The 24,615-nt window shown below is 65.0% G+C and carries 19 protein-coding genes and 1 tRNA gene; 1 reads left to right on the top strand and 19 read right to left on the bottom strand.

Annotation, left to right across the window (positions count from 1 at the left end; translation table 11 throughout):
* Nucleotides 1-269 precede the first annotated feature (269 nt).
* Complete coding sequence (locus tag H4V95_RS14515) at nucleotides 270-2,204, top strand: HNH endonuclease signature motif containing protein (RefSeq protein ID WP_245345724.1); 1,935 nt, start codon at nucleotides 270-272, stop codon at nucleotides 2,202-2,204.
* Nucleotides 2,205-2,881: 677 nt separating this feature from the next.
* Here the strand turns inward: H4V95_RS14515 and H4V95_RS14520 are convergent.
* The 19 genes from H4V95_RS14520 to H4V95_RS14610 form a co-directional block, all read right to left on the bottom strand.
* Nucleotides 2,882-4,264 carry an ABC transporter substrate-binding protein gene (locus tag H4V95_RS14520; RefSeq protein WP_196867482.1) on the bottom strand — a complete coding sequence of 461 codons (1,383 nt, stop codon included), beginning with the start codon at nucleotides 4,262-4,264 and terminating at the stop codon, nucleotides 2,882-2,884.
* A gap of 180 nt (nucleotides 4,265-4,444) precedes the next feature.
* Nucleotides 4,445-4,520 (bottom strand) — tRNA-Leu (locus tag H4V95_RS14525).
* A gap of 165 nt (nucleotides 4,521-4,685) precedes the next feature.
* A complete protein-coding gene (locus H4V95_RS14530; protein ID WP_196867483.1) occupies nucleotides 4,686-6,122 on the bottom strand; it encodes an NAD(P)/FAD-dependent oxidoreductase in 1,437 nt (478 codons plus the stop codon).
* Between the two features lie 95 nt (nucleotides 6,123-6,217).
* Nucleotides 6,218-7,669: a S8 family serine peptidase gene (locus H4V95_RS14535; RefSeq protein ID WP_395939844.1), complete on the bottom strand. Its 1,452-nt coding sequence runs from the start codon at nucleotides 7,667-7,669 to the stop codon at nucleotides 6,218-6,220.
* 4 nt (nucleotides 7,670-7,673) lie between these two features.
* Nucleotides 7,674-8,636: a Ppx/GppA phosphatase family protein gene (locus H4V95_RS14540; protein WP_312884108.1), complete on the bottom strand. Its 963-nt coding sequence runs from the start codon at nucleotides 8,634-8,636 to the stop codon at nucleotides 7,674-7,676.
* Entirely contained in the window at nucleotides 8,633-9,325 is a 693-nt protein-coding gene (locus H4V95_RS14545; RefSeq protein ID WP_196867485.1) for a DUF501 domain-containing protein, read from the bottom strand. Before H4V95_RS14545 ends, H4V95_RS14540 begins: the two co-directional genes overlap by 4 nt.
* A gap of 73 nt (nucleotides 9,326-9,398) precedes the next feature.
* Nucleotides 9,399-10,232 (bottom strand): septum formation initiator family protein, encoded by an 834-nt coding sequence (locus H4V95_RS18475; protein ID WP_245345725.1) that lies wholly within the window; start codon nucleotides 10,230-10,232, stop codon nucleotides 9,399-9,401.
* An 84-nt stretch (nucleotides 10,233-10,316) separates the two neighbouring features.
* On the bottom strand, nucleotides 10,317-11,597 hold the full coding sequence (eno, locus tag H4V95_RS14555; RefSeq protein ID WP_196867486.1) for a phosphopyruvate hydratase: 1,281 nt from the start codon (nucleotides 11,595-11,597) through the stop codon (nucleotides 10,317-10,319).
* A 44-nt stretch (nucleotides 11,598-11,641) separates the two neighbouring features.
* Nucleotides 11,642-12,469: a MazG nucleotide pyrophosphohydrolase domain-containing protein gene (locus H4V95_RS14560; protein ID WP_209730922.1), complete on the bottom strand. Its 828-nt coding sequence runs from the start codon at nucleotides 12,467-12,469 to the stop codon at nucleotides 11,642-11,644.
* A complete protein-coding gene (locus H4V95_RS14565) occupies nucleotides 12,462-13,598 on the bottom strand; it encodes an adenosine deaminase (protein WP_196867488.1) in 1,137 nt (378 codons plus the stop codon). Before H4V95_RS14565 ends, H4V95_RS14560 begins: the two co-directional genes overlap by 8 nt.
* 88 nt (nucleotides 13,599-13,686) lie before the next feature.
* On the bottom strand, nucleotides 13,687-14,325 hold the full coding sequence (locus tag H4V95_RS14570; protein ID WP_196867537.1) for a DedA family protein: 639 nt from the start codon (nucleotides 14,323-14,325) through the stop codon (nucleotides 13,687-13,689).
* 461 nt (nucleotides 14,326-14,786) lie between these two features.
* Nucleotides 14,787-16,073 (bottom strand): thymidine phosphorylase, encoded by a 1,287-nt coding sequence (locus H4V95_RS14575; protein WP_209730923.1) that lies wholly within the window; start codon nucleotides 16,071-16,073, stop codon nucleotides 14,787-14,789.
* A 131-nt stretch (nucleotides 16,074-16,204) separates the two neighbouring features.
* Complete coding sequence (locus tag H4V95_RS14580) at nucleotides 16,205-16,684, bottom strand: cytidine deaminase (RefSeq protein WP_395939845.1); 480 nt, start codon at nucleotides 16,682-16,684, stop codon at nucleotides 16,205-16,207.
* A gap of 2 nt (nucleotides 16,685-16,686) precedes the next feature.
* Nucleotides 16,687-17,973 (bottom strand): ABC transporter permease, encoded by a 1,287-nt coding sequence (locus tag H4V95_RS14585; RefSeq protein ID WP_196867490.1) that lies wholly within the window; start codon nucleotides 17,971-17,973, stop codon nucleotides 16,687-16,689.
* Nucleotides 17,970-19,214: an ABC transporter permease gene (locus H4V95_RS14590; RefSeq protein ID WP_209730924.1), complete on the bottom strand. Its 1,245-nt coding sequence runs from the start codon at nucleotides 19,212-19,214 to the stop codon at nucleotides 17,970-17,972. The genes H4V95_RS14585 and H4V95_RS14590 overlap by 4 nt, the downstream gene beginning before the upstream one ends.
* On the bottom strand, nucleotides 19,211-20,746 hold the full coding sequence (locus H4V95_RS14595; RefSeq protein ID WP_209730925.1) for an ABC transporter ATP-binding protein: 1,536 nt from the start codon (nucleotides 20,744-20,746) through the stop codon (nucleotides 19,211-19,213). Before H4V95_RS14595 ends, H4V95_RS14590 begins: the two co-directional genes overlap by 4 nt.
* A 167-nt stretch (nucleotides 20,747-20,913) precedes the next feature.
* A complete protein-coding gene (locus tag H4V95_RS14600) occupies nucleotides 20,914-22,047 on the bottom strand; it encodes a BMP family protein (RefSeq protein ID WP_245345726.1) in 1,134 nt (377 codons plus the stop codon).
* 193 nt (nucleotides 22,048-22,240) lie between these two features.
* A complete protein-coding gene (locus tag H4V95_RS14605) occupies nucleotides 22,241-23,305 on the bottom strand; it encodes an LLM class flavin-dependent oxidoreductase (protein ID WP_312884052.1) in 1,065 nt (354 codons plus the stop codon).
* Nucleotides 23,306-23,382: 77 nt separating this feature from the next.
* Nucleotides 23,383-24,597 carry an amidohydrolase gene (locus H4V95_RS14610; protein WP_209730926.1) on the bottom strand — a complete coding sequence of 405 codons (1,215 nt, stop codon included), beginning with the start codon at nucleotides 24,595-24,597 and terminating at the stop codon, nucleotides 23,383-23,385.
* Nucleotides 24,598-24,615 lie beyond the last annotated feature (18 nt).

A 24,615-nucleotide genomic window follows, 5' to 3' on the forward strand; every position in this document is an offset into this window, starting at 1 on the left:
ACCGTGTCCCTCCCCACCGAACCGTGAGATCCGGCGGTCGGCCCGGTCGTATCCGCCATCCCACCGAATCTAGCTATTCGCGCGATGTCATGGCGGTCGGTTTACGCCGTTCTCGGAGGCATCTTCGGGGGGTGGCCTCCCGGGGGTGTTGACGCGGTGTCGACTGGGTACCGGCCGGGACTCCGGGACCCGAAAATAGTACGAAAAAGTTATTACCGAGTGCCCGATTTAAGGCCAAAAATGTCAGTGCTCGATGATGGACTAGGGGTATGAAAAGCAGCAATTCTTCTGCTTCGCGGACCGGATTCCCGCCCGCTCCTGGCGCCGGGACTGAGTCCGACGGCGGCCCCACGGACGGCTCGCCCGCCGGACTTTCAGAGAGTCCTGCGGGTGGACCCACTCCCGAGGCTAAGGCTGAAACGGGGAATGGGACTGGTGCCGGTACCGGTACGGAGACTGCAGGATACGGTCCGGCTGGGCCGTTGGGTGAGGGTGCGGTGTGGTTCGCCCCGGCACCCGGCCCGACTGTGGTGACCGACCCGACTGTGGCACCCGGCCCGCCCGTGGTGACCGACCCGACCGTGGCACCCGCCCCGACCGTGGTGACCAACCCGGCCGAAGTGGCTGGCGCGGCGGCCGAAACCGACCTAACAGGCTCAAGCGAGGAGGCTGTTCGTGGTGGTGAGTCGGCTTCTGGTGGTGGGGCGGTGTTGACGGGGTGGGTGTCTTTGGCGGCGTTGGTGGACTCTGATGCGTCCCAGACCCTTGAGGTGATGAAGGCCCTGGATGGGTTGCGGTCGTGGGTTGATGCGCAGGAAGCCAAAGCGGTCACCCACCTGTGGGATCTGACCCGCGCGGAATACCCGTGGGTGGAAGAGGGAGCGCAGGATCTGGGCCGGACAATCACCGCAACCGAGATCGGTGCGGCGCTGCGCCTGCCGGACCGGACCGCTGGTGCCCTGATCGAGACCAGTGAGTTCCTGGTCCGGGACTACCCGTCAACCCTGCGGGTCCTTGAAGACGGGAAGATCACCAGGCGTCACGCTGTCACCGTGGTCGGGGAAGTGATCAGCATCCCCGACACCGTGCCCGGGGTGTGCGCCGGGTTCGAAGCCCAGTTGATCGATCTGGCCTGCCAGTTGACGGTCGCGAAGTTCACCTACCAGGCCGTCCGGTTACGGGAGGCCCTGCACCCTGAATCGATCACGGTGAGGCGGCGGAAGGCCCTCCAAGACCGGCGGGTGTCAATTAATCCGGACTACGACGGGATGGCCTGGCTTCACGCCTTCCTACCCACCGAGCAGGTCGCCGGAATTTTCCACCGCGTCGACACCGCAGCCCGGGCGTTACAAGCCCCCGACGAGGCACGCACGCTCAGCCAATTACGCGCCGACGTCCTCATCGACGTCCTCACCAGTGCAGGCGCCACCGGGCACATGACCAGCGCAGAACCCACCAGCGTAGATCCCGCCACCGACGACCTTGCCGGCGACGGCCTTGCCACCGAAAAACCCGCCACTGGGGACCTTGCCGGCGGCGGGATGAGGGAATCGGGCCGCCCGGATAGGACTGACGGGGTCATCGAACCCGGAAGCCCTGTTAGTTCGGATGCACCGAATATGCCGGGTGGGACGGATGGCATGGGTGGGACGGATGGCACGGGTGGGTTGGCCGGCCGTGGTGACGCAGACGCTTACTGGGGTGTGCAGGCGAAAGTATTCGTCACCGTCCCCGTGATGACCCTCCTCGGCGGGGACACCCCGGGTGAGTTGGAGGGCTATGGTCCGATTGACCCCGAAACGGCCAGGAAGCTCGCCGGTCACGCCCAGTCGTTCACGAGGATCCTCACCCACCCGTTCACCGGTGCCAGACTCGGCGCCGACGCCACCACCTACCGGGTGCCAAAGGACCTCCAGGACGCAGTCAGAGTGCGGGACCGGACCTGCCGACACCCGGGGTGTAACCGGTTGGCCGTGTTCTGCGAACTCGACCACACAAAACCCTGGTCACAGGGCGGGAAAACCAGCTACGGCAACCTCGCGGCCCTGTGTAAACGGCACCACATGCTCAAATCCGAGGGCTACTGGCGCTACCGACAACCCGAACCAGGAATGATCATCGCGACCTCACCCGCCGGTCACAGCTATGTCACCAGGCCAGACCCGCCACCAGCACCACCACCCAAGGTCCCACCACCCTTCTAGGCAGAGCGCGCTTCTAAGCAGAGCACCCTCCCACGCAGCGCAATCCTCCACGCCGGTCCGGCTCCGGAGAGTCGCGTATCGAAGCAGCCCCCGTCTTCCGACGGCCACCTCACCCCCAAGCACCGTCGCCTCAAGGGCAACGCCCGCTTCCAGACAGCCGGGCCCCACGGGCAGCGCCCGCTTCCAGACAGCCGGGCCCCACGGGCAGCGCCCGCTTCCAGACAGCCGGGCCCCACGCAGCGAAGCCCACAGGCAGCCCTGCCAGTCGGTCAAGCGACCGGATCAGCCCACAGGCAGCCCAGGCAGCCCTGCCAGCAAGCAAAGGGACTGCTCAGCTGGCAAGCAGCCCTGTCGGCCGGTAAAGCGACTACTCAGCTGCCAAATAGCCCAGGCCGCCCTCGCTGGATAGTCCGCAGGTAACCCAGGACAGCACTGGCGGCCGGTCAAGCGGCCGGATCGGCCGCCAGTAGCCTCAAGCACCCCGACCACCCTAAGGGCCCCCTGTAGCCGCCAGAGTCCCCCGACCACCCCAGGGTCCCCTGTAGCCACCAAAGTCGCCCCGACACAGCAAAACGGTCGGTGCTACCCCTGGAACAGGGGTAGCACCGACCGTTTGTGGTGCGAGTGTCGTACTAGTTGTCAGTCGAACTGGAAATCAGTCGACCTGACTCATCCGTTTAGAGCTGCCCGGTTTCGGAGCGGCTCGGCTGTGGGACGTTGTCGCCGTCGAAGGCGTAGATTCCGATGAATGCCTCGGTGGGATCACCGTTCTCATCGAACGTGATCGGACCGGAGATGCCGTCGTAGTCAATGTCTTCGCCGTCGCGCAGCAGAGTGACGCAGGCAGCGAAGTCGTAGCACTTCTCACCTTCGCCAGTAACACCCTGCAGTTCGGCAGCAATGGCCTCGCCGTCGGTGGATCCTGCAGCCTCAGCTGCCAACGCGACAACATTTGCTGCGTCGTAGCTTTCACCCGCGTAGCTCCAGCTGGTGAGAGCTGGATCGATTTCCAACAGTGCTTCCTGGAAGTCGTCACCGGTGAACGGGCCAGGAATGGTGCCCTGTGCACCTTCCATGGTTCCTGGATCCAGATCCTCACTGTAGTCAGCGGTGTTGCCGTCCACGAGGAAGAGGGTGCTTGGGTCGACGCCCTGAGCGGTGAGAAGCGGCACAATGCTGGTTGCCTGATCGAAGCTGATGACGACGATGGCGTCCGGCTCTGCAGCGACGACTGCGTCGACCTGGCTGCTGAACTGCGAGTCGCCTTCGTTGAACATCTCGTTGGCGACCACCTGGCCACCTGCGCCTTCAACAGCCTCGCTGACGAAGCCCTGGAGTCCGGTGCCGTAGGCATCGTTCAGGGTGACCATGCCGACGGTCTGGGCGCCACACTCCATGATGTAGTTGCCGAGCACACGCCCCTGCAGCACGTCGGAAGGTGCGGTACGCCAGTACAGACCGTTGTCATCCCAGTCGGTGAAGTCGGGAGCCGTGTTCGCCGGCGAGATCTGGATGACTCCAGCGCCAGTGATCTGGTTGATCACGGTCCGGGATACACCCGATGATGCGGCACCGATGATGGCGCTGACGTCCTGGGACAGGAGGTCAGTGACTGACTGGGTGGCGATGTCAGTGGTGGTATCGCCCGAGTCACGGTGAATGATTTCGACATCCTGGCCGAGCACACCGCCTGCCTCGTTGATCTCCTGGACTGCCAGGTTTGTGCCGGCGATTTCGGGTGGGCCGAGGAACGCGAGTGCACCGGTGGTTGGCAGCAGCGTACCCAGGGTCAGTGGTGTCTCAGACGTGGTGGTTGCCTCAGGGACAGCTGAAGGGTCCCCCTTCGGGTTGGCCTCGGGGGCTTCCCCGCCCTGGCTCTCCGGGCAGCTAAGCCCGGTAGCAGCGGGTGCGGCTGAGGTCTCGCCGCCGTCTCCTTCAGGAGTCGATCCGCCGCAGGCAGATGCGAAGAGCGCGATGCCCAGCCCCAGGGCAGCGACCTTCGCTACGCGCGGTGCATTGTCTCCAATGCCAAACCGCACGGAGTTGCGTGTTGCAGTCATGTATTTTTTCTCCTCGACCGAAAGGCTTTGTGCGCCTTTGATGCGATCACCAGGTGTTCCTGGTATGTAGAAAAGCTAATGCAAAAACGTGTCGAAACTAAGCAATTCCGGTCACATCCTTGTAACGCTCGCCACAAGAGGATTGAATCCCTGCCGAACCACCAGCTTCCGGAGGGTCAGTGGTGCCCCAGGTCAGACTCGAACTGACACTGAACAGATTTTAAGTCTGGTGCCTCTGCCATTGGGCTACTGGGGCGGTGACGGGCTAATCGTCCCCTCAAGAATACGTGATCCACCCCATGTCCCGGTTCAGTCACGGTGTGCTCGCTGCCGTGAGGAAGGATCGCGATGAGTGGGATAACGCAAACGGCGGCACCTGCCCCGAAGGGCACGTACCGCCGTCAGCACCACTCTGGGTGGACTAGCTCTTCGCAGGCTCGCCGTAGGAGTCGGCCTTCGCTGCACCGGCGCTAGCTGGTGCTTCAGCCTTCTTCGGCGGCGGGGTGGCCGCTTCACGGAACTGGCGCTTGGGCGTCTGCAGGTCCATCAGCTGGGTGGTGTCGCGTCCGAAGACGAAGCTAAGGATCCAGTTCGAGACCACCCGGAACTTACGCTCGAACATCGGCATCGCCATGCCGTGGTAGCCGCGGTGCGCCAGCCAGGCCGGGAGTCCGCGCATCCCGAAGCCCATGATGTTGGCAACACCCTTGTACTGTCCGAATCCGGCCACTGCACCAAGATTCTTGTGCTTGTATTCCTTGACCCGGCCCACACCGTTGTTCTCCGCGTAGATATTCTTCGCGAGCAACTTGGCCTGCCGGACTGCGTGCTGTGCGTTGGGAACGCAGAACCCGCCAACTCCTCCGCCGGTGAGGTCGGGTACTGCCGCGACGTCGCCCGCGGTCCAGGCGCCGTCGATGGGCCCGTCGTCGCCCGTGATCCGGAGTTCCGCGTTGGCGCGCAGGCGGCCACGCTCGTCGATCGGGAAGTCGGAGGACCTGACCATCGGGTTGGCCTGCACCCCAGCAGTCCAGATGAGGGTGTCGGTCTCAAATTCGTCCGCCGGTGTCTTGTCCGGCATATTGATCAGCTTCAGGCGGCCGTCGACGGCGCTGGCAAGCGAGGTGTTCAGCTTGACCTGGATCCCACGGGACCGCAGGTGCGAAACCACCCAGACAGCCTGAGACTCGGTGACCTCGGGCATGATCCTGCCCATGGCCTCAACCATGACGAACCTCAGGTCGGCCTGCTCCAGGCGGTCGTTCTTCTTGACGGCCGCCCGTGCCATGTCCTCGATCTCGGTGATGGTTTCGATACCCGCGAACCCACCGCCGACGACGACGAACGTCAGCACACGGTCACGCTCGGGGCCTGCGTCCATCAGCGAACCGGTTTCGATCCGCTCGAGGATCTGGTTGCGCAGGGCTACCGCTTCCTCGATGGTCTTCAGACCGATTCCCTGGTCCTTGAGTCCCTCGATCGGGAAGGTCCTGGTGATGGAGCCTGCCGCCATCACGACGTCACGGTAGGTGAGCTCAAATGGCTCTCCCCCGTTGCCGGGATCAATCATCGCCGTGCGGCGAGAGTGGTCGATGCCGGTCACCTTGCCGGTGATCAACTCGGTCTGCTTGAGGTGCGTACGGTGCGATACCACCGCGTGGCGGGCTTCAATGTTGCCGCCAGCCACCTCGGGGAGGAACGGCTGGTAGGTCATGTAGGGCAGCGGGTCCACCAGGGTGACGATGCCACCGTGGGACTTGACCTTCTTCTGTAGCTTGTGAGCGACGTAGAGGCCTACATAGCCCCCACCGACTACAAGAATGCGCGGACGATCGGAGAACTGTTGATTCAGTGCCATGGTTCGATGATACCGGACTTTGTGAAAATCTTCACTAACTCAGCGCCGGGCCAGATTCGGCCCCATAGCTGGGTGAAAGGAGCGGGAAAGTAGGATCACGGGCGGTCGTCGGCAGCATGCTCGTGGAAGCCGGTTTCAGTCTCCCCCGTCGCGTTGTCCACCGCAGCGCGCCGCGCCCGGAGGACAGCAACGGTGCCACCGGTCAGGATAACGAGGATCAACGAGCCGAAACCCAGCACGATGGCCGCGGGAAGACCGCCCGTAGTGGCCGCCACATCTTCGGCGACCGGCACCACGGGTTCGGGAATGTCGACGGGCGTCGGCTCGCTGGTGGGCTCCACCGGCTCGGGAGGTGGAGCTGGTTCTCCCCTGCGATAGATCTGGATGAACTCGGCCATGCTCCCGAGAAGGTTCTCCTCGGGCACAGCGAGGTCGGCGTTGACCGCCGCAGCGACATCGAGGATGCCGTAGCCGTACAGGGTGTCGCGCTCCCCGCCGTCGTCGCCGGCCTCCCGTGCAGTCAGGAGAATCCGGTTAATCACCTGGGCCGCCGAGAGGTCCGGGTACTGGGACCGGATCAGCGCGGCTGTGCCGGCAACCAGGGGTGCTGCACCGGAGCTGCCCGACCAGTCGGCGTAGACCCCGCCGGGCAGGGCACCCACGAGGTTTTCGGCGGGAGCGGCAACGCCAATGCTGATGCCTTCGGAGGAGGAATCAAGGCTCGCCTCGCCGTCGCGGTCCAGACCGGCGACGGCGAGAACCCCCGGCATGGTCGCCGGGGCGCCGACCTGCATGGAGCCGCCAGCACGGTTTCCGGCTGCGGCAACGATCACCACATCGTTCTCCTCGGCATAAAGGAACGCCTCGTCCCAGCTTTCCGGCCAGGTGGGCGAGGTGCTTCCCAGGGACATGTTGATCACTTGGGCGCCGTTGTCCACGGCCCAGCGGACGGCGTCGGGAATCTGCTGGTCAATACTGATTCCGGCGGGGTTGGGGCCCTTTGTCGGACCCTCAATCCAGACCGAGACGGCCAGCAGATCAGCCTGCGGCGCCACACCGACAATTCCGTCGGAGCCACGCCCGTAGGTGTCTGGCACGGTGGTTTCGACCGGGTCAGGAGACGGCGGCTGGTCGCCCGGAGATTGGTCGTCGTCGGCTGACGGCGTCGGGCTGGGAACGGGCTCAGGCAGATGCCCGCGCCCGGCCAGCAGACTGGCAACCAGGGTGCCGTGCTCGGACACTTCGCCAATACCGAGCTGGCCATCGAGCTGTCCCGCACCGGAAACATCTGTTCCGCCCACCACCACGCCATCAAGGTCGGGGTGAGATCCGTCGACGCCGCTGTCAATCACCGCAACCCGGACCCCCTCCCCCTGGGTGGTCTCCCATGCCTCGGTGATGCCATAGTCCTCCAGCCAGTACTCGCGTTCCCGCAGTTCATCGGCGTGGGCAGGGAACGCTGGCAGGAGCGCAGCGGCCAGCACCGCCCCGAGGAGGCAGGCTGTTGACCGCAGCCGGATATTTCGTGCACCGCGAGAGGGGGTCACCTGGTTAGTTTCCTGATCTTTGGCTGAGTGCGATTCCGTCAAGGATGTCGTGTTCGCTGGTCACGGAGGTGACCACTCTGCCTCCGGTGGCCACCGCTAGATGTGCGGTGATGGTCCGCCAGATCAACGCTCCGGCACCGATCACATCGACTCTGCCCGGGTGCATGTAGGGCAGTGCGGCCCGCTGGTCGCGGTTCATGTCCAACAGCTCAGTGGCAGCGCCTGCCACGAGGCCCTGGTCCAGTTCGGCACCATGGATGTCGGCTGGTGAGTACTCGGGCAACCGCAGTGCGTGCGCGGTGATCGTGGTGATGCTCCCGGCGACACCGACCAGCCGGGTGACCTGATCGAACGGCACCCGGAGCGCCGCGTCGGCGATGAGCCGCTGCACCTCGTTCTCCATGGTGGTGATCTCGGCCGCGGTGGGCGGGTCCGAGGCAAGGTAGCGCTCCGTGAACCGGACGCACCCCATGTCCATGCTGGTGGACGCGGTGACTCCTGCGGCATTGCCGACGACGAATTCGGTGCTGCCACCGCCGAGGTCGACGACGAGGACCAGTGAATCGTCACCGGCCGAGCCTGCGGCGGGCAGAACGCTCAGCGCACCGTCGAAAGACAGTGCTGCTTCCTCTTCCCCGCTTACCACCTCGGGGTGCACTCCCAGCAGGTCATGGATTCCCGCAGCAAACTCGTCCCGGTTCGCCGCGTCGCGGGTGGCCGAGGTCGCTACGAAACGAATCCGGTCCGCACCGTGTAAGTCGATGAGCCCGGCGTATTCACGGGCTGCGGCGAAGGTCCGCTCCAGTGCGGCGTCGGACAGCCTGCCGGTGGTGTCGACGCCTTCGCCCAGCCGGACCACCCGCATGAGGCGGACGACGTCGGTGAGGGTCCGGCCGTCGTCGGCCACGTCGGCGATCAGGAGGCGGATCGAATTGGTTCCGCAGTCGATGGCGGCTGTCCGCATTATGGCTCCTCGGTGGTTGCGGTTTTCGCGGTGGTTTCGGCTGTCGCCGCGTCGGCAGCGGACCGGCGGCTGGCCCGCTTCGTCTCCAGCTCCTCCGGGGTGAGGCCCTGGGTGCGGGTGTGCCGGCTGAGTTCGCGGTCGGGGGCTGACCCCGCTGTGTCCCAGGCCCCGGCACAGTAGCACCGGTCACGGGTCCACCACTGGGCGATCCCGTCGAGCGCCTCATCACCGAGCGGGTTGACCCCGGGACCGGCGGCCAACGAGTGACCGACCAGCACGTGCAGGCACTTGACCCTGGTGGGCATTCCGCCAGCGGAGACCCCGTCGATTTCGGGCACCGGCCCCGTCCCTGACCGCTCCCCGATGGCGTTCCTGACGCTCAGATAGTGTTCGTGCGCCTGTCCGTACTGATCAGCCAGGGCTGGATCCCGCTCCAGCCGCTCGGTCATCTCAGCCATCAGGCCTGACGCCTCAAGGCGTGAGACCGCAGCAGTGATCACCGGGTGGGTGAGGTAGTAGGTGGTGGGGAAGGGAATGCCGTTGGAGAGCCGTGGGGCGGTGGTCGCGACCAGCGGGTTTCCGCAGACGCAGCGTGCCCCGATCTCGACGACGTCCCGCACCGGACGGCCCAGCTGACGGCTGAGGGTATCGAGGTCTGAGCTGGTCAGTTCGGTGCTGGGTGCGGAATCCATGACGGCCTACCTTTCGTGCGTGGAAGCAGTAAACGTGCGGTGAAGTGGGGACTCGACGGCGGGGTTGCCGGGGCTAGGAGTCGGTCGCCGACCGCTCAATCGAGTCCCAGAGGGCATCGACCCAGGGCAGGTCCTGCGGCGCCTCGCCCGAGGAGCCGACAGCCTCCTCGCCGAGGACGCTGTCCCCCACCACGACGTAGCGGGTCTCACCGGGCATCACCAGGAAGATCCGTTCGCGGGCCTGCGCCTTGATATAGGCGGGGTCCTCCCAGCGGGCGATCTGCCGTTCGGACTCGAGCTGAGACTGTTCAAGGGCAGCGATTTCGTCGCGCAGCGTAGTGAGCTCGCCCTGCTGAAGGAGGTAGGTCCTTACCGAGGGTGCCAGCAGCACCGTAATGGTGACCAGTACTACTGCCAGGGCCAGGAGCCTGCCGGAGAAGGACTTCGCGGGGATGGGTTTGGCGTCTTCGGCCGGCACGATCGCCGGCGCGTCCCGCCGGAAAGGTCGCCGCGCCCGCCGGATGGCTCCAGCGAGCTGCAACCGCTGCTGAGCCCTCGCCTCGGAGGGACTCAGTGGAGCAGATTCGGCGGTACCCGGCTGAGAGGTACGTGACTCGGCGGTACCCGGTGTGGTGGTGCCTGCACCTGTGGTTCCTGGTTCGGCAGAGCGGGACTCATCGCTGCTGGCTGTTCCCGCGTGGGGGGCCGGTCCGCGCCCTGCGGGCCCCGCCGACTTTCCGGCTGGACCCGCTGGGCGGGCTGGTCGTAAAGACCCGGAGGACGCCGCCGTGGAGCCGGATCGCACGCCGGGGCGGGCACGCGGCCCACCCTCGTGGCTCTCCGGAGCCGGTGTCGCTGGCGCCTGAGGACCTGCGCTGCGCGGCACCTTGGGGCGGCGGGTGGACATCAATACTCCTCTGGATCCTCACTACACGTCACGGGCAGCCCGTAGGCAACCCTCTCTTACGAGGGTAGCCGCCGGGGCTGCGAACTAGGCCGTGAAACGCGGGAAGGCGGCCCGTCCCGCGTAACGTGCGGCGTCGTCGAGCTCCTCTTCGATCCGCAGGAGCTGGTTGTACTTGGCCACCCGTTCGGACCGCGCCGGTGCGCCGGTCTTGATCTGACCGGCATTGGTGGCGACACAAATGTCAGCGATCGTCGTGTCCTCGGTCTCACCGGAGCGGTGGGAGGTGATGGTGGTGTAACCAGAGCGCTGCGCCAGGGAGATCGCGTCCAGGGTTTCGGTGAGTGTGCCGATCTGGTTCACCTTCACCAGCAGCGAGTTCGCGGTATCGGCCTCGATGCCGCGGGCCAGACGCACCGGATTGGTGACGAAGAGATCGTCGCCGACGAGCTGGACCTTGGAGCCGACCTGCTCGGTGAGGGCCTTCCAACCGTCCCAGTCTTCCTCATCCAGAGGATCCTCAATGGAAACCAGTGGGTAATCCCGGACCAGTTCACCGTAGTAGGTGTTCATCTCGGTGGCGGAGAGGGTCTTCCCCTCGAAGTGGTAGGCGCCGTCAGTGTAGAACTCCGACGCGGCGACGTCGAGCGCCAGCGCAATATCCTTGCCCGGGGTGTAACCGGCCCGCTGGATGGCGGTGGTAATCAGGTCCAGTGCGTCGCGGTTGGACGGCAGATTCGGTGCGAAGCCACCCTCGTCGCCGAGCCCCGTGGCCAGGCCCTTCTCCTTCAGAACCGATTTCAGCTCGTGGTAGACCTCGACGCCCCAGCGGAGACCCTCAGAGAATGACTCGGCACCGAGGGGGACGATCATGAATTCCTGGATGTCGACGTCGGAGTCGGCGTGGGAGCCACCGTTGAGAATGTTCATCAGCGGCACCGGGAGCACGTGCGCGTTAGGGCCGCCCAGGTAACGGTAGAGGGGCAGTGCCGACGATTCGGAGGCTGCCCGGGCAACGGCGAGGGAGACGCCGAGCATGGCGTTGGCGCCCAGGCTGGACTTGTTCTCGGTGCCGTCGAGGTCGATCATGGCCTGGTCGATGGCCCGCTGGTCGGTGGCGTCGAAGCCGAGGAGCGCCGGCTGGATCTGCTCGATTACCGCTTCAACGGCCTGCAGTACGCCCTTCCCCAGGTAGCGGTTCTTCTCGCCGTCTCGGCGTTCGTTCGCCTCAAAGGCACCGGTGGACGCGCCAGAGGGTACCGCTGCCCGGCCGAAGGTGTCGTCGTCCAGCAGGACCTCCACCTCGATGGTGGGGTTGCCGCGGGAATCAAGGATTTCACGTGCGTGGATGGCATCGATGATGGCCATGGGAATGCTCCTTTGGTCCTAGGGGAAAATTGCAGTGCACCCGGTCAGGGGTTGACCTGCCCGGGTGGTGGGGTCAGTGATGGGGTCGGTTCAAGCCTAGTGGAAACGTCGGCGGAAACGCCGATCATGTCCTCGGCCTGGAGGGTCCGTGACCTTGCCTGAAGCCGAAGCACGGCGGACCGCAGCGCGAGCTCCGGATCCAGGCCCACGGCGGTGGACTGCTGTACCACCGCCAGCAGCAGGTCGCCGAGTTCAGTTTCGGTTCGCGGTGCGGCACCCGGCAGCGGCGCGATGGGCTCAGGCAGGCCCACGGGGATCCGCCGGAGAGTCTTGGCCGCCAGCGCCAGGGCGGGCAGCTGCCGTGGGATCCCATGGAAAGGATCTTCCCGGCGGGGTTCCTCCGCTCGTTTGACCCGGTGCCAGGTCTCCACGATCGAGTCGGTGGTGGCCGGGAAGCTAGCCCGCAGGGATCCGTCCGCGGCAAAGACGTGCGGGTTGCGGCGGATCATCTTGTCGGTCAGGGAGGTGACGACTTCGTCCAGCCCGAAATGCCCCTGCTCGCGTTGCAGCTGCGCGTGCAGCACCACCTGCAACAGGACGTCGCCGAGCTCGCCGCGCAGTTCCGTGGTGGCGGTGTTCCCGGCAGGAGCTTCAGTGTCAGCGTCAGGAGCGTCAGCTGCAGGAGTGCCCGGGAGCTCGTCGAGTGCATCGACGAGCTCGTAGCATTCCTCCACCAGGTATTCGACCAGCGAAGAGTGGGTGAGCTGCGCCATCCATGGGCAGTGTTCCCGCAACTGGGCCACCACCGCCACCAGCCGGTCCAGCGGGTGCTGGGTTCCGGCTGGGGCGCCGCGCAACTCAGGCTCAGCCATCGGCGTGAATGTAGCCTTCGGTGACGTAGGCAGCCAGCGCCTCCCGATCTTCGAGAGGCAGGAAGGCTGCGTCGACCGCGTTCAGTGTGAGCTCAAGCAGGTCATCCAGGTCGTAGTCGAACGTTTCGCTGAGGAGCTCGAACTCGTCGGTCAGGGTGACGCCGCTCATCAGGCGGTTGTCCGTGTTCACGGTGACCTTGAATCCGAGCTGGAACAGCAGGTCGATGGGGTGGCTGGCGATATCGCCGCCAAACGCGGCGACGGCGCCGGTCTGGAGGTTCGAGGACGGGCACACCTCAAGGACGATGCCGCGGTCCCGGACCCAGGAGGCCACCTGTCCCAGGGTGACGACACCGAGCTCCGGCTCTTCGCTGTCGGCGTCGTAGTCAATCTCGATGTCTTCGGCGATCCGGACGCCGTGGCCCAGGCGCAGCGCGTGGCCATGCACCAGGGCGTCGACGATGCTGTCCAGGCCAGCGGCCTCGCCAGCGTGGACGGTGGCGGGGAACTGGTGCTCGGCCAAAAAGGTGAAGGCGTCCTTGAACCGGGATGGCAGGAAGCCATCTTCGGCGCCGGCGATGTCGAAGCCGACGGCACCCTTGTCACGGTGCCGGACAGCGAGCTCGGCGATCTCCTGGCCGCGGTCGGCGTGGCGCATCGCGGTGATCAGCTGGCCGACCTGGATGGCCCGGCCGCCGGCAACGATCGAATCCACTGCCTCGTCGAGGCCCTGCTGGACCGCTTCGACGGCTTCGTCGAGGCTCAGGCCCTTCGCGGTGTGCTGCTCCGGGGCCCAGCGGACCTCGCCGTAGACGACGCCGTCGTCGGCCAGGTCTTCGACGAACTCGCGGGCCACCCGGATCAGGCCCTCGCGGGTCTGCATGACGGCGATGGTGTGGTCGAAGGTTTCCAGGTAGCGGACTAACGACCCGGAGTTCGCTGATTCGCGGAACCATTCGCCCAGAGCCACCGGATCGGTCGAGGGCAGCTGGTGCCCCACCGCTTCGGCAAGCTCGATGATCGTGGACGGGCGCAGGCCCCCGTCGAGGTGGTCATGCAGGGAAACTTTGGGAAGGCTCCGCAGGTCGAAGGAAAGGTCGGTCGCTGGGGAGATGATTGGCTCAGTCACCTCACTTACCTTACGCGAGGTGCAGTGTGCACACCTAGCACCGTCCACCCGCCGAAGGGTGGCACCATTCGGCGGATTTCGGCGACGACTATTGGCTGTCCGAGGGGACTTTGGTCGGTTCGGGGCGCAGCGGGGTGGAGCCCCGGACCGCAGCAATGATGCGGTCGAGGATGATTCCGAGGGTGACGGCAATACTGATGGCCACCATCACGCCCAGCAGGTGGTTGTGCTCGAACCATGAGCCCGCGACGACGCCGATCCCCACCGAGTAGCTGGACCAGACAACCGCCGAGAGCCCAGTCAGGGCAACGAAGCTACGTCGTGAATACCCCGTGGCCCCAGCGGTGAGGTTGACCGCGACACGACCGATCGGAATGAACCGTGCCACCAGAATGAGCGAGGCTGCCCGCTTCTGCAGTTCGTGACCGGCCCAGGCAAAGGAACGCTGCATGCGGGCAGTGCGCATCCAGCGGAACCGTTCGGTCCCAATCGCCCGCCCCATCACATACGCGATGTTGTCCCCGATGAACGCGCCGAGACCCGCGGCGATGATCAGCAGCCAGGGGTTGGGGACGCCCTGGGTGAGGACCAGCGATGCCAGGCCCACCACCACCGATTCGCTGGGAAATGGTGGGAAGAACCCGTCGACGGTGCAGCAGATGAAGACCAGCAGGTAGACCCAGGGTTGTTCGGCGGTGCTGAGGATGAAGGTGCTGGCCGCGTTCATCGCCTGGATAAGCATTTCCATTTCGACCCACCGCCTTCCTGACGCTCGCTGACACCCGCACACCCGGACACCCGGACACCCGGACACCCGGACACCCACCACGATGCCAGCCGACACAGGATGCCACCATGGGTGGATGCCCTGACCAGACCCCTGACTCTGGTTCTGTTTCTTACTCTGGTGCTGGTTCTGGTTCACGCGAGTGAACAGTGTCCAGGCATAGCGCCGCGGCGCTTGAGGACCAGGGTTTTCCAGGACCAGGACCAGAATGTTTCAGGACCAGAGCGTTTCAGGGTGGGGATTGGCTCAGCGTCGGATGTCGGGTTGATGACTCAACCCAGCGGATGATTCAACGGTAGTGTGCCGATGCAGGCTGCCGCGTCGACCGTTCGGCTGATCTTTGCACCCGCCGCCTCCTCCCGTGGGGGGATGGGAGGAGGCGATGGCGGGAAGTGCAGACCCTAGGCGATGCGGTCCAGGATAAGTTGCGCGTCGGGCCGTGAGCCTTCAGGGGCAATAACGACGGCGCCCTCGAGCGCTTCATGCGCCCGGTCAAACTTCTCGGGGGTGTCGGTGAGCAGTGTCATCAGCGGCTCACCGGCACGGACCAGCGCGCCCGGCTTGGCGTGCATCCGAACGCCGGCACCCGCCTGCACCACGTCCTCCTTACGGGCACGGCCCGCACCGAGGCGCCACGCGGCGACGCCGACTGCCAGGGCGTCGAGTTCCACCAGCACCCCATCGGCGGGGGCGTAGATGGTCTCGGATTCCCGTGCAACCGGAAGTTCAGCACGGGGATCGCCGCCCTGAGCTTCGATCATTGAGTTCCAAACATCCATGGCACGGCCGTCCTTCAGCGCCGCGGCTGGGTCCGCATCCCGCACACCAGCGCAGGCGAGCATTTCCTCGGCCAGCCGGACGGTCAGTTCGACCACGTCCTCAGGTCCGCCACCGGCGAGTACCTCGACCGACTCCTGCACCTCGATGGCGTTGCCAGCGGTGAGGCCCAGCGGGGTCGCCATGTTGGTGAGGAGCGCAACGGTGTTGACGCCGGCGTCCTGGCCCAGCGCCACCATGGTGCGGGCCAGCTCACGGGCCTGATCAAGGTTCTTCATGAACGCTCCGCTGCCCACCTTCACATCGAGCACCAGCGACCCGGTGCCCTCAGCGATTTTCTTGCTCATGATGGAAGAGGCGATCAGCGGGATGGCCTCCACGGTCCCGGTCACATCCCTGAGCGCGTAGAGCTTCTTGTCGGCAGGTGCCAGTCCCGCGCCCGCAGCGCAGATGACGGCGCCGACGTCGGCCAACTGACGCATCATCTCATCGTTGCTCAGATCGGCGCGCCAGCCGGGGATGGATTCCAGCTTGTCCAGGGTGCCGCCGGTGTGGCCCAGCCCGCGGCCGGACAGCTGCGGGACAGCCACCCCGAAGACTGCTACCAGAGGTGCCAACGGCAGGGTGATCTTGTCGCCCACTCCCCCGGTCGAATGCTTGTCACTGGTGGCCTTGCCCAGCGAGGAGAAGTCCATCCGCTCGCCCGAGGCGATCATCGCCGTCGTCCACCGGCTGATCTCGGCGCGGTCCATGCCGTTGAGGAGGATCGCCATATTGAGGGCTGCCATCTGCTCGTCGGCGATGGCGCCGCGGGTGTAGGCGTCGATGGTCCAGTCGATCTGGTCCGGGCTGAGGGTGCCTTTGTCCCTCTTGATGCGGATGATGTCGACGGCGTCGAACTGCTCAGACATGGGTGCGGGTGTCCTTTACTTCTGTTGTTTCGTCGGTGATTCGTCGGTAAATACTGGTGCGCTCAGGGCTGACCGTGTTCTGGGTGAAGTTCCCAGTGACGTTCTGGGATGAGGTTCCGGGGTGAGCCGGTTCAGGATAGGTGCTCTGGTCCGAAAGCGTCGGGCAGTACCTCATCCATGGTCTTGATGCCGCTCACCGTCAGGAGTTGCATGCCGGGGGCGCGGAACTCGTAGAGCAGCTGCCGGCACCGGCCACAGGGCATGAGCGTGTTGCCGTTGCCGTCGACGCAGCTGAACGCGACGAGTTTCCCGCCACCGGTCATCTGGAGCTGGCTCACCAGTGAGCACTCAGCGCAGAGGGTCAGCCCGTAGGAGGCATTTTCCACGTTGCACCCGGAGACCATGCGTCCGTCGTCGGTCAGCGCTGCGGCACCGACAGGGAACTTCGAGTACGGCACGTAGGCACGGCACATGGCCTCCGTCGCAGCGGCGGTCAGCATCTCCCAGGGGATCTCGTCGGCCGGGATCCCTGACGCGGGATCCTCAGCTGCGGGGTCCTCAGCTGTGCCATTCCCGGTCATAGGGTCCTCGGTCATGGAGTTCTCGGTCATGGCTACTCCTTCATGTACGGGGTGCCGCTGGCGGCCGGTGGACGGGACCGTCCCACCAGGCCAGCCACCGCGAGGATGGTGACAATGTACGGGAGCATGGCCATGAACTGGCTGGGCACCGAGGTTCCGACGATCGACAGCACATACTGCAGGTTGGTGAAGAACCCGAACAAGAGGGCAGCGAAGAACGCCCCGATCGGGTTCCACCTGCCGAAGATCAGCGCGGCCAGCGCGATATACCCGGCACCGGCGGTCATGTCCCGGGAGAAGGAACTCACTGAGACGAGGGTAAAGAAAGCGCCTCCGAACCCGGCGACCGCGCCACCCAGGAGAACGTTCCAGAACCGGGTCGAGTTGACCTTGATCCCCATGGTGTCCGCCGCCTGGGGGTGCTCGCCAACGGCCCTGACCCGCAGGCCCCACTTGGTGTGGAACAGGCCCACATAGATCACAATCACTGCCACGTACATCAGGTAACCGACGATGCTCTGCCGGAAGAGGATGCCACCGATGATCGGCAGGTCGGACAGGAACGGGACGCTGATCACGGGCAGGCTGGGTGGGGAGTTGAAAGTGGCCGGGTCGCGGCTCAGCAGGGTCGACGCGAGGAAACCTGTCAGACCCGAGACGAGCACGTTCAGTACCACACCGACGATGATCTGGTTGACGTAGTACTTGATGCTGAACACCGCGAGCACCACCGACACCAGGGTGCCGGCGAAGGCCGCAGCGATCAGCCCAACGTAGGCGTTACCGGAGATGGAGGCGGCTACCGCGGCAGCGAACGCGCCGGACAGGAGCTGACCCTCGATGGCGATGTTGACCACGCCTACCCGCTCACACAGGACACCCGAGAGCGAGCCAAAGATCAGCGGGATGGCGAGGGTGACAGACCCTGCGATGAGGCCCGCCAGCGAGATGCTCGGGGTATTGGCACTTCCTACCACCCAGGTGAGGAAGCCGATCATGAACAGCGCACCGTAGGCGATCGGGATCCACCTGTTGATCTTCCGCCCGTTCCTGACCTGGAGGAACGCGTAGACGGCGATCAGGGTCAGGGCGACGGCGGTGAACCAGCCGACGGCGGTGGCAGGGAGGGCCAGGTCGGCCAGCCGGAACCGGTCCGAATCGTTCGAGATGCGAAAGACCGCGGTCTGTGCCGGACTGCCCAGGGCGAAGACCAGCAGTGCGACCAGGGCGCCGATGCCGAAGCCAATGGGCGCCTTCCAGTTCCTCACTGTCGCGTTAGGCGTCGGGCCCTCCGGCCGCGTTTGGGTTGCAACACTCATGCCACTCCTCCAGCTGCCGTTGTGGTGGTCATGTCCTCTGAGGACTGATCAGGCTTGGTGGTCTTTTTCTTCTTCTTCTGGTCAATCCGGAAGATGGCCTTGACCAGCGGAGGCGCGGCGATGAAGAGCACAATCAGCGACTGCACCACCAGGACGATGTCGATGGGCGTTCCGGTCTGGGTCTGCATCTGCACACCGCCGGCGCGGAACGCGCCGAACAGCAGGCCGGCGAAGAAGACACCCCACGGGTGCGACCGGCCCAGGAGTGCCACCGTGATTGCGTCGAAGCCGAAGCTGGCGGCGATACCGCCGGTGAGCACCTTCTCGGTCCCGGCGACCTGGGCCACCCCGGCGAGTCCCGCCAGTCCACCAGCGATCATCATGACAACTACATACCCCTTGGTCACACTGATGCCTGCGGTGCGGGCAGCGTGGGGGTTGGCTCCGACAGCGCGGAGTTCGAATCCCGTGGTCGAGCGGTTCAGCAGCCACCACACACCGTAGGTTGCCGCGATGGCCACCAGGAAGCCCAGGTGCAGGCGGTAACCGGAGCCCAGGAGCAGCGGGTACAGGGCGGAATCGTCCAGGCGGGGGCTGATCGGGTTCGAGGACCCGGGGTTCTGGAAACCTGGCGTGAACAGCAGGTAGGCCACGAGATACACGGCTACATAGTTGAGCATGATCGTCACGATCACCTCATGCGCGCCGGTGCGGGCCTTGAGGATGCCCGGGATGAAGCCCCAGAGGGCGCCGCCGATGAATCCGGCAACCACCGCAATGAGTAGGTGAAGACCCGGTGGAAGTTCGAGGGTGAAACCGACCCAGGCAGCGAACGTAGCGCCGAGGATGATCTGTCCCTGGGCGCCGATGTTGAACAGGCCGGTGCGGAACGCGATCGCCACGCCGAGGCCCGCGAGGATGAGCGGCGTCGCGACGGTCAGCGTCTCGGTCAGCGGTCGCAGTGCCTGCGCCACCGTGTCTGCCCGGGGGTTGAAGATAGCGCCCTGGAACAGTGCGATATACGCGCCGCTGGCCGCTTCCCAGGCGGCTGCCAGCATATCTCCGGGGCGGCTGAAGAAGTACGCTGACGTTTCTGCCACCCGATCATCGGTGACAGCGATCAGGATGCCTCCGAGCACGATGGACAGCACCACCGCCAGTACGGCGACCAGCATGCTTCCGCCCATGATCCGGTGCAGGACACTGCGGGAGCCATCGCCCTGCTGCAGCTGTGAACTCATTGCTTCTCCTCCGCGGACTGGCCGAGGGCCTCGTCCGCCGTCATTCCGGCCATCATCAATCCCAGGACGTCGCGGGTGGTATTTCCAGGCACCACACCCATCAGTTTGCCGCGGTGCAGGACGGCGATCCGGTCTGCCAGTTCGCTGATCTCGTCGAGCTCGGTCGAGACAATCATGACGGGGGTGCCGCTGTCGCGCTCCTGCACAATCCGCTTGTGGAGGAACTCGATGGATCCGACATCGACGCCGCGGGTGGGCTGCGACGCGATAAACAGGTTCAGCGGCCGGGATAGCTCACGGGCCAGCACCACCTTCTGCTGGTTACCGCCTGACAGTGTCCCCACTGCGGAATCCGCCGATTGGGTGCGCACGTCGTACTCGTCGATCTTTGCTTTGGCGTTGGCCATCACCACCGACGGCTTCATGGCCAGCCCCTTGGCGAACGGGGGCTCGTTGTACCAGTTGAGGATCAGGTTCTCGGCGACGGAGAAGGTTCCGACCAGTCCGTCGACCTTGCGGTCCTCCGGGACGAAACCAACACCCTGGCGGATTACGTTCTTGGCTTTCAGACCGATCAGTTCGGTGCCCTTGAGCTTGATCGATCCGCTCGCGTGATCCTGCAGGCCCAGGATGGCCTCGGTCAGTTCGGTCTGACCGTTGCCCTGGACACCAGCGACGGCGAGGATCTCGCCCTCGGCAATGTCGAAGGTGACGTCGTCTACCAGGCGCTGCCCGGTGGCTGAGAGAACCGTCAGGTTCTTCACCTGGAAGGTGCGCTCCCCGGGGTTGGCTGGTTCCTTGTTGAGGCTGAGGCTCACCTGGCGGCCGACCATCATGTTGGCCAGTTCGGTGGTGCTGGTACTGGGGTCGACGCTTCCGACCACCGCGCCGCGGCGGATCACTGTGATGACATCAGAGACAGCCCGGACTTCGCGCAGCTTGTGGGAGATGAAAACGATAGCGGTGCCAGAAGCTTTGAGCTGGCCGATGATGTCGATCAGCTCGTCGGTTTCCTGGGGGGTGAGGACCGCCGTGGGCTCGTCAAGAATGAGTACGCTCGCGTTGCGGACCAGCGCCTTGATGATCTCCACCCGCTGCTGTACACCCACGGGTAGGTCTTCGATCAGGGCATCGGGGTCGACGTCGAACCCGTACCGGTCGGAGATGTCGCGGATCTTGGCCCGCGTTTTTTCCAGGTCGAGGAGGCCGCCGGCGCGCGTGAATTCGTCGCCGAGGGCCACGTTTTCGGCGACGGTGAACACGGGGATGAGCATGAAGTGCTGGTGCACCATGCCGATCCCGGCAGCCATCGCGTCGCCGGGACCCTTGAAGGCGACCGATTTACCGTCGAGCAAAATTTCACCGTCGGTCGGTTCGTAGAGTCCGTACAGGACATTCATGAGGGTCGACTTGCCCGCACCGTTCTCACCGAGCAGACAGTGCACTTCGCCGGGTTTGACGACGAGGTCGATGGAGTCGTTCGCCACCAGGGTGCCAAACTTCTTTGTTATTCCCTGCAGTTCGAGCAGCAACGGACTCCAACCACCTGTTCTGGATCGGGACCGGATGTCAACGGAGGGGGCCGCCTGACCGGTCGATAAGGTTCTTGCTGGTTACCAGCCTAAATGCAAGACGCGCCGTCAGCTTGAGCGTGTGGGAATCCCTCACGCTCAAGCTGCGGCGCGTTATGCCTTGGCTGCTACGACTCCGGGCTGGCGTCGGAATCGACGGTGATGTCGCCCGAGATGATGCCTGCCTGGATCTCTTCCAGTTCGGCCTTCAGCTCGTCGGAAACAGCGGCTTCCTGGTCGTGGAAGGGCGCGAGGGCCACTCCACCGTTTTCGAGGGTGCCAACGTAAGGCGTGTTGTCGAAGTTGTCGTCGACGTCGGTGCTGATGACCTCTTCAACAGCCTCGCCCATGAGCTTCATGACCGAGGTCAGGATGAACTCATTGCCGGCGTCAACCGTGAGGAACCCATCGGAGTCAACCCAGATGACCTTGGCATCGGCGCCGTCTGCGTTGGCTTCCTCGACTGCTTCAATGGTGCCGAGGCCCACAGGACCGGCAACCGGCATGATGATGTCGGCGCCTTCGTTGATGAAGTTCTCGGTGTTGGTCTTGCCATTGGCGAGTGACTCGAAGTCGCCGGTGAACGTACCCGTTGCGGCTTCCTTGTCCCAGCCGAGCAGCTGGACGTCCTCGCCCTTCTGCTCGTTGTAGTAGGCGACACCGTCAGCAAAGCCATCCATGAAGATGGTCACGGTGGGGATCTGGATACCGCCGTAGGTGGCGACCGTGCCGGTCTGGGTGGTGCCAGCAGCGGCGTAGCCCGCGAGGAACGCAGCCTGAGCCGTGTCGTAGATGATGGGCTTGACGTTGTCCAGTTCGATGTCGTTGTCGTCAACGATGGCAAAGTTGGTGTCCGGGTTCGCCTCTGCAGCCTCCGCGGTGGTGGCAGAGAGAAGGAAACCGACGGTGACGACCATGTCGCAACCGCTGGTAACCATCGAGTTCACGTTGGGTCCGAAGTCAGTTTCGGCCTGTGATTCGGCTTCGCGGATCTCGATGCCCAGGCTGTCGCGGGCGGCGGTCAGGCCCTCGTAGCTGGACTGGTTGAACGACTGGTCGTCGAATCCGCCCGCGTCCGAGACGATGCAACCGGTGTAGTCAACGGTTGCTTCGGTTGCCTCTCCGCTAGCGTCCGAGGTACCTGCTGGCTCTTCGGGAGCCGCGCCACAACCGGCGATCAGCAGTGCCGAGGCGCCGAGCATAGCTGCTGACAGGGCGGTCTTGTTGTTGAGGCGCGTGGTGGTGCGCTGTGAGTTCTTCAAAATTCCTCCAGAAAGAAATGGGCCCCACGGCCGAAGACCTCAGTGAGTGACCGCCCCGGAAGCACTCAATCGTGTTCGTGGCTCTGTTTTCACTGATTTTTCGTAGGCTCTGTGCCGCACCGTGGGTCCGGCACGATATGAGCATACTCTAGCGGCGCCCTGCCCCAGCTCCTACCAAATCAAGCGACGGAAATCACATTGTTCGGGATTTGTTACCAACCGGTATTCCATTGGAAACCTGACGTCCCCACGCCACGCTGAGCGCTTCGAGAGATGCCACCCGCGACGCAACCTCGTAGGTGGTCCCGGTAATCATCAGTTCATTGGCTCCGGTCTGCTGCACCAGTGCGTCAAGCCGCCCGGTCACCTGTTCCGGGGTGCCGACCGCCTTGATGGCGGGGAGGTGCTCCAGCACCATCAGCTCCTGATCGGTGAGTTCCCTGGCAGCTGCCTCCTCGGGCGAGACGATGGGACCCAGTTTCCCGGAGCGCAGGGCCAGCGCCATGATGCGGGCCGGGCCAGCCAAATAGTCAGCTTCTTCCTCGGTGTCAGCGGTCAGCGCCGAGGTGGCGAGCATCGCGTACGGCTCATCGAGCACGGGTGAGGGCTGGAAGTTGGACCGGTACAGGTTCATCACCGCTGCGGGATCCTCGTTGCCGAAGTGGTGCGCGTAGCTGTAGCGCAGTCCCAGCATGCCTGCCAGCTGCGCCGAGTATCCGCTGGAACCGAGCAGCCAGACCTCGGGGTAGTTGGAGGCCGACGGTGTGGCGACCAGGTTCAATGCCTGATCCGTTGATCGGTGGTCGCCCAGCAGGCTCATCACCTGCAGGACATGCTGCGGGAATTCCTCGACGCCCAGGCCCCCGGCCTGCCGCCGGAGCGCCATGGCCGTAGCCTGATCCGTGCCGGGCGCCCTGCCGATGCCCAGGTCGATCCGGTCCGGGTACAGCGCCTCCAGAAGTGCGAACTGTTCAGCGACCACGAACGGCGCATGATTGGGGAGCATCACTCCCCCGGAGCCGAGCCGGATGCGTTCGGTCTGTGACGCCAGGTGGGCCATCAGGACGGGCGGGGAGGTGGATGCCACTGCCGGCATGTTGTGGTGTTCGGCGACCCAGAACCGTCGGTAGCCCAGCCGGTCAGCGGCCTGCGCGAGGGTGGTGCTGTCGGCGAGGGCGTCCCCCGACGACTTTCCGGCACCGACGGTGGCAAGGTCGAGGACTGACAGGGGCGGACGGGTATTCACTGATGTACTCACACTGGGGCTAACCTTTCGGGCACCGGCTCTATTCCAACCGAGTCACCAGCCAGCGCAGGATGTTAATCGGAAACCCGCTAGTGGCGCACTCCCCTGATCGCGCGCAGTGCGGCGTTGGCCATCACCCGGACGCCGCAGCCAATCGCCTGCTCGTCGGGGTTGTAGTCGCCCCGGTGCAGGTCGTAGGTCTCCCCGTTCGGTGTGCGCGTCCCGAGGCGCATCATGGCGCCGGGCACCTCCTGGGTCATCCAGGCGAAATCCTCACCGCCCATTGACTGAGGCGTGAGGACGACGGCGTCCGGTCCGAGTTCCGCGCGCGCCGCGGCTTCCAGCAGTCCGGTTTCCGCTTCGGTGTTGATCACGGGCGGCACTCCGCGGGTGTGTTCCAGATGGACGTCCACCCCGAAAGGAGCGGCAATCTGCCGGACGGTGCTGTCGAGGAGGTCACCCGCGGCTTCCCAGGCCTCACCGTCGAGGCAACGCATGGTGCCGGACATGAAGCCGTGGCCGGGAATGGCGTTGGGCGCACTGCCGGCATGGATCTGGCCCCACACCACCGACACGGCACTGCGGACGTCGATCCGCCGGGACAGCACGGCTGGCACGTTGACAGCAATGTTGGCGAGCGCGAACACCAGGTCCTCGGTGAGGTGCGGCCGCGACGTGTGACCTCCCCTCCCGGTCAGTTCCACCCGGACGGTGTCAGACGCCGACGTGATGGCCCCGATCCGGGTCCCCACCAGGCCGACGTCGATATGCGGGTCGCAGTGCAGTGCCACGATCCGTGGCACGTCGCGGAGCACTCCCTGCTCGATGACTTCCAGGGCGCCGCCGGGCATCATTTCCTCAGCGGGCTGGAAGATGACCCGGATGCGCCCGCCCAGCGGCTCGTCGTCGTTCATCCGTGCGAGCACCAGCGCCACCCCGAGCATCACCGTCGCGTGGATGTCGTGACCGCAGGCGTGGGCAATACCGGTCGACGACGACTCGTAGGCCAGCCCCGTCTCCTCCAGCACCGGCAACGCGTCAATATCCGCGCGCAACCCCAACTTGATGGGACCGGAGCCGATGTCGACGAATAATCCCGTGTATTCGAGCCGCTGGGGTGTCAGGCCCGCTGCCTCCAGCCGCTCCACGAGCCGGTCGGTGGTGCGGTGTTCCTTGTGCGACAGTTCGGGGTGCATGTGCAGATCCCGCCGGAAAAGGGTCAGATCCTCCAGCAGGGGGGCAAGCCACACGCCGATGGAAGGGGCTGCTGCGGGATCGGTTGGCGCACTGCTGTTGGTTTGCACCCCTCCAGCCTAGCCACA

Origin of the sequence: Arthrobacter sp. CAN_C5 (assembly GCF_017875735.1) — a bacterium.
Lineage (GTDB): Bacteria > Actinomycetota > Actinomycetes > Actinomycetales > Micrococcaceae > Arthrobacter_D.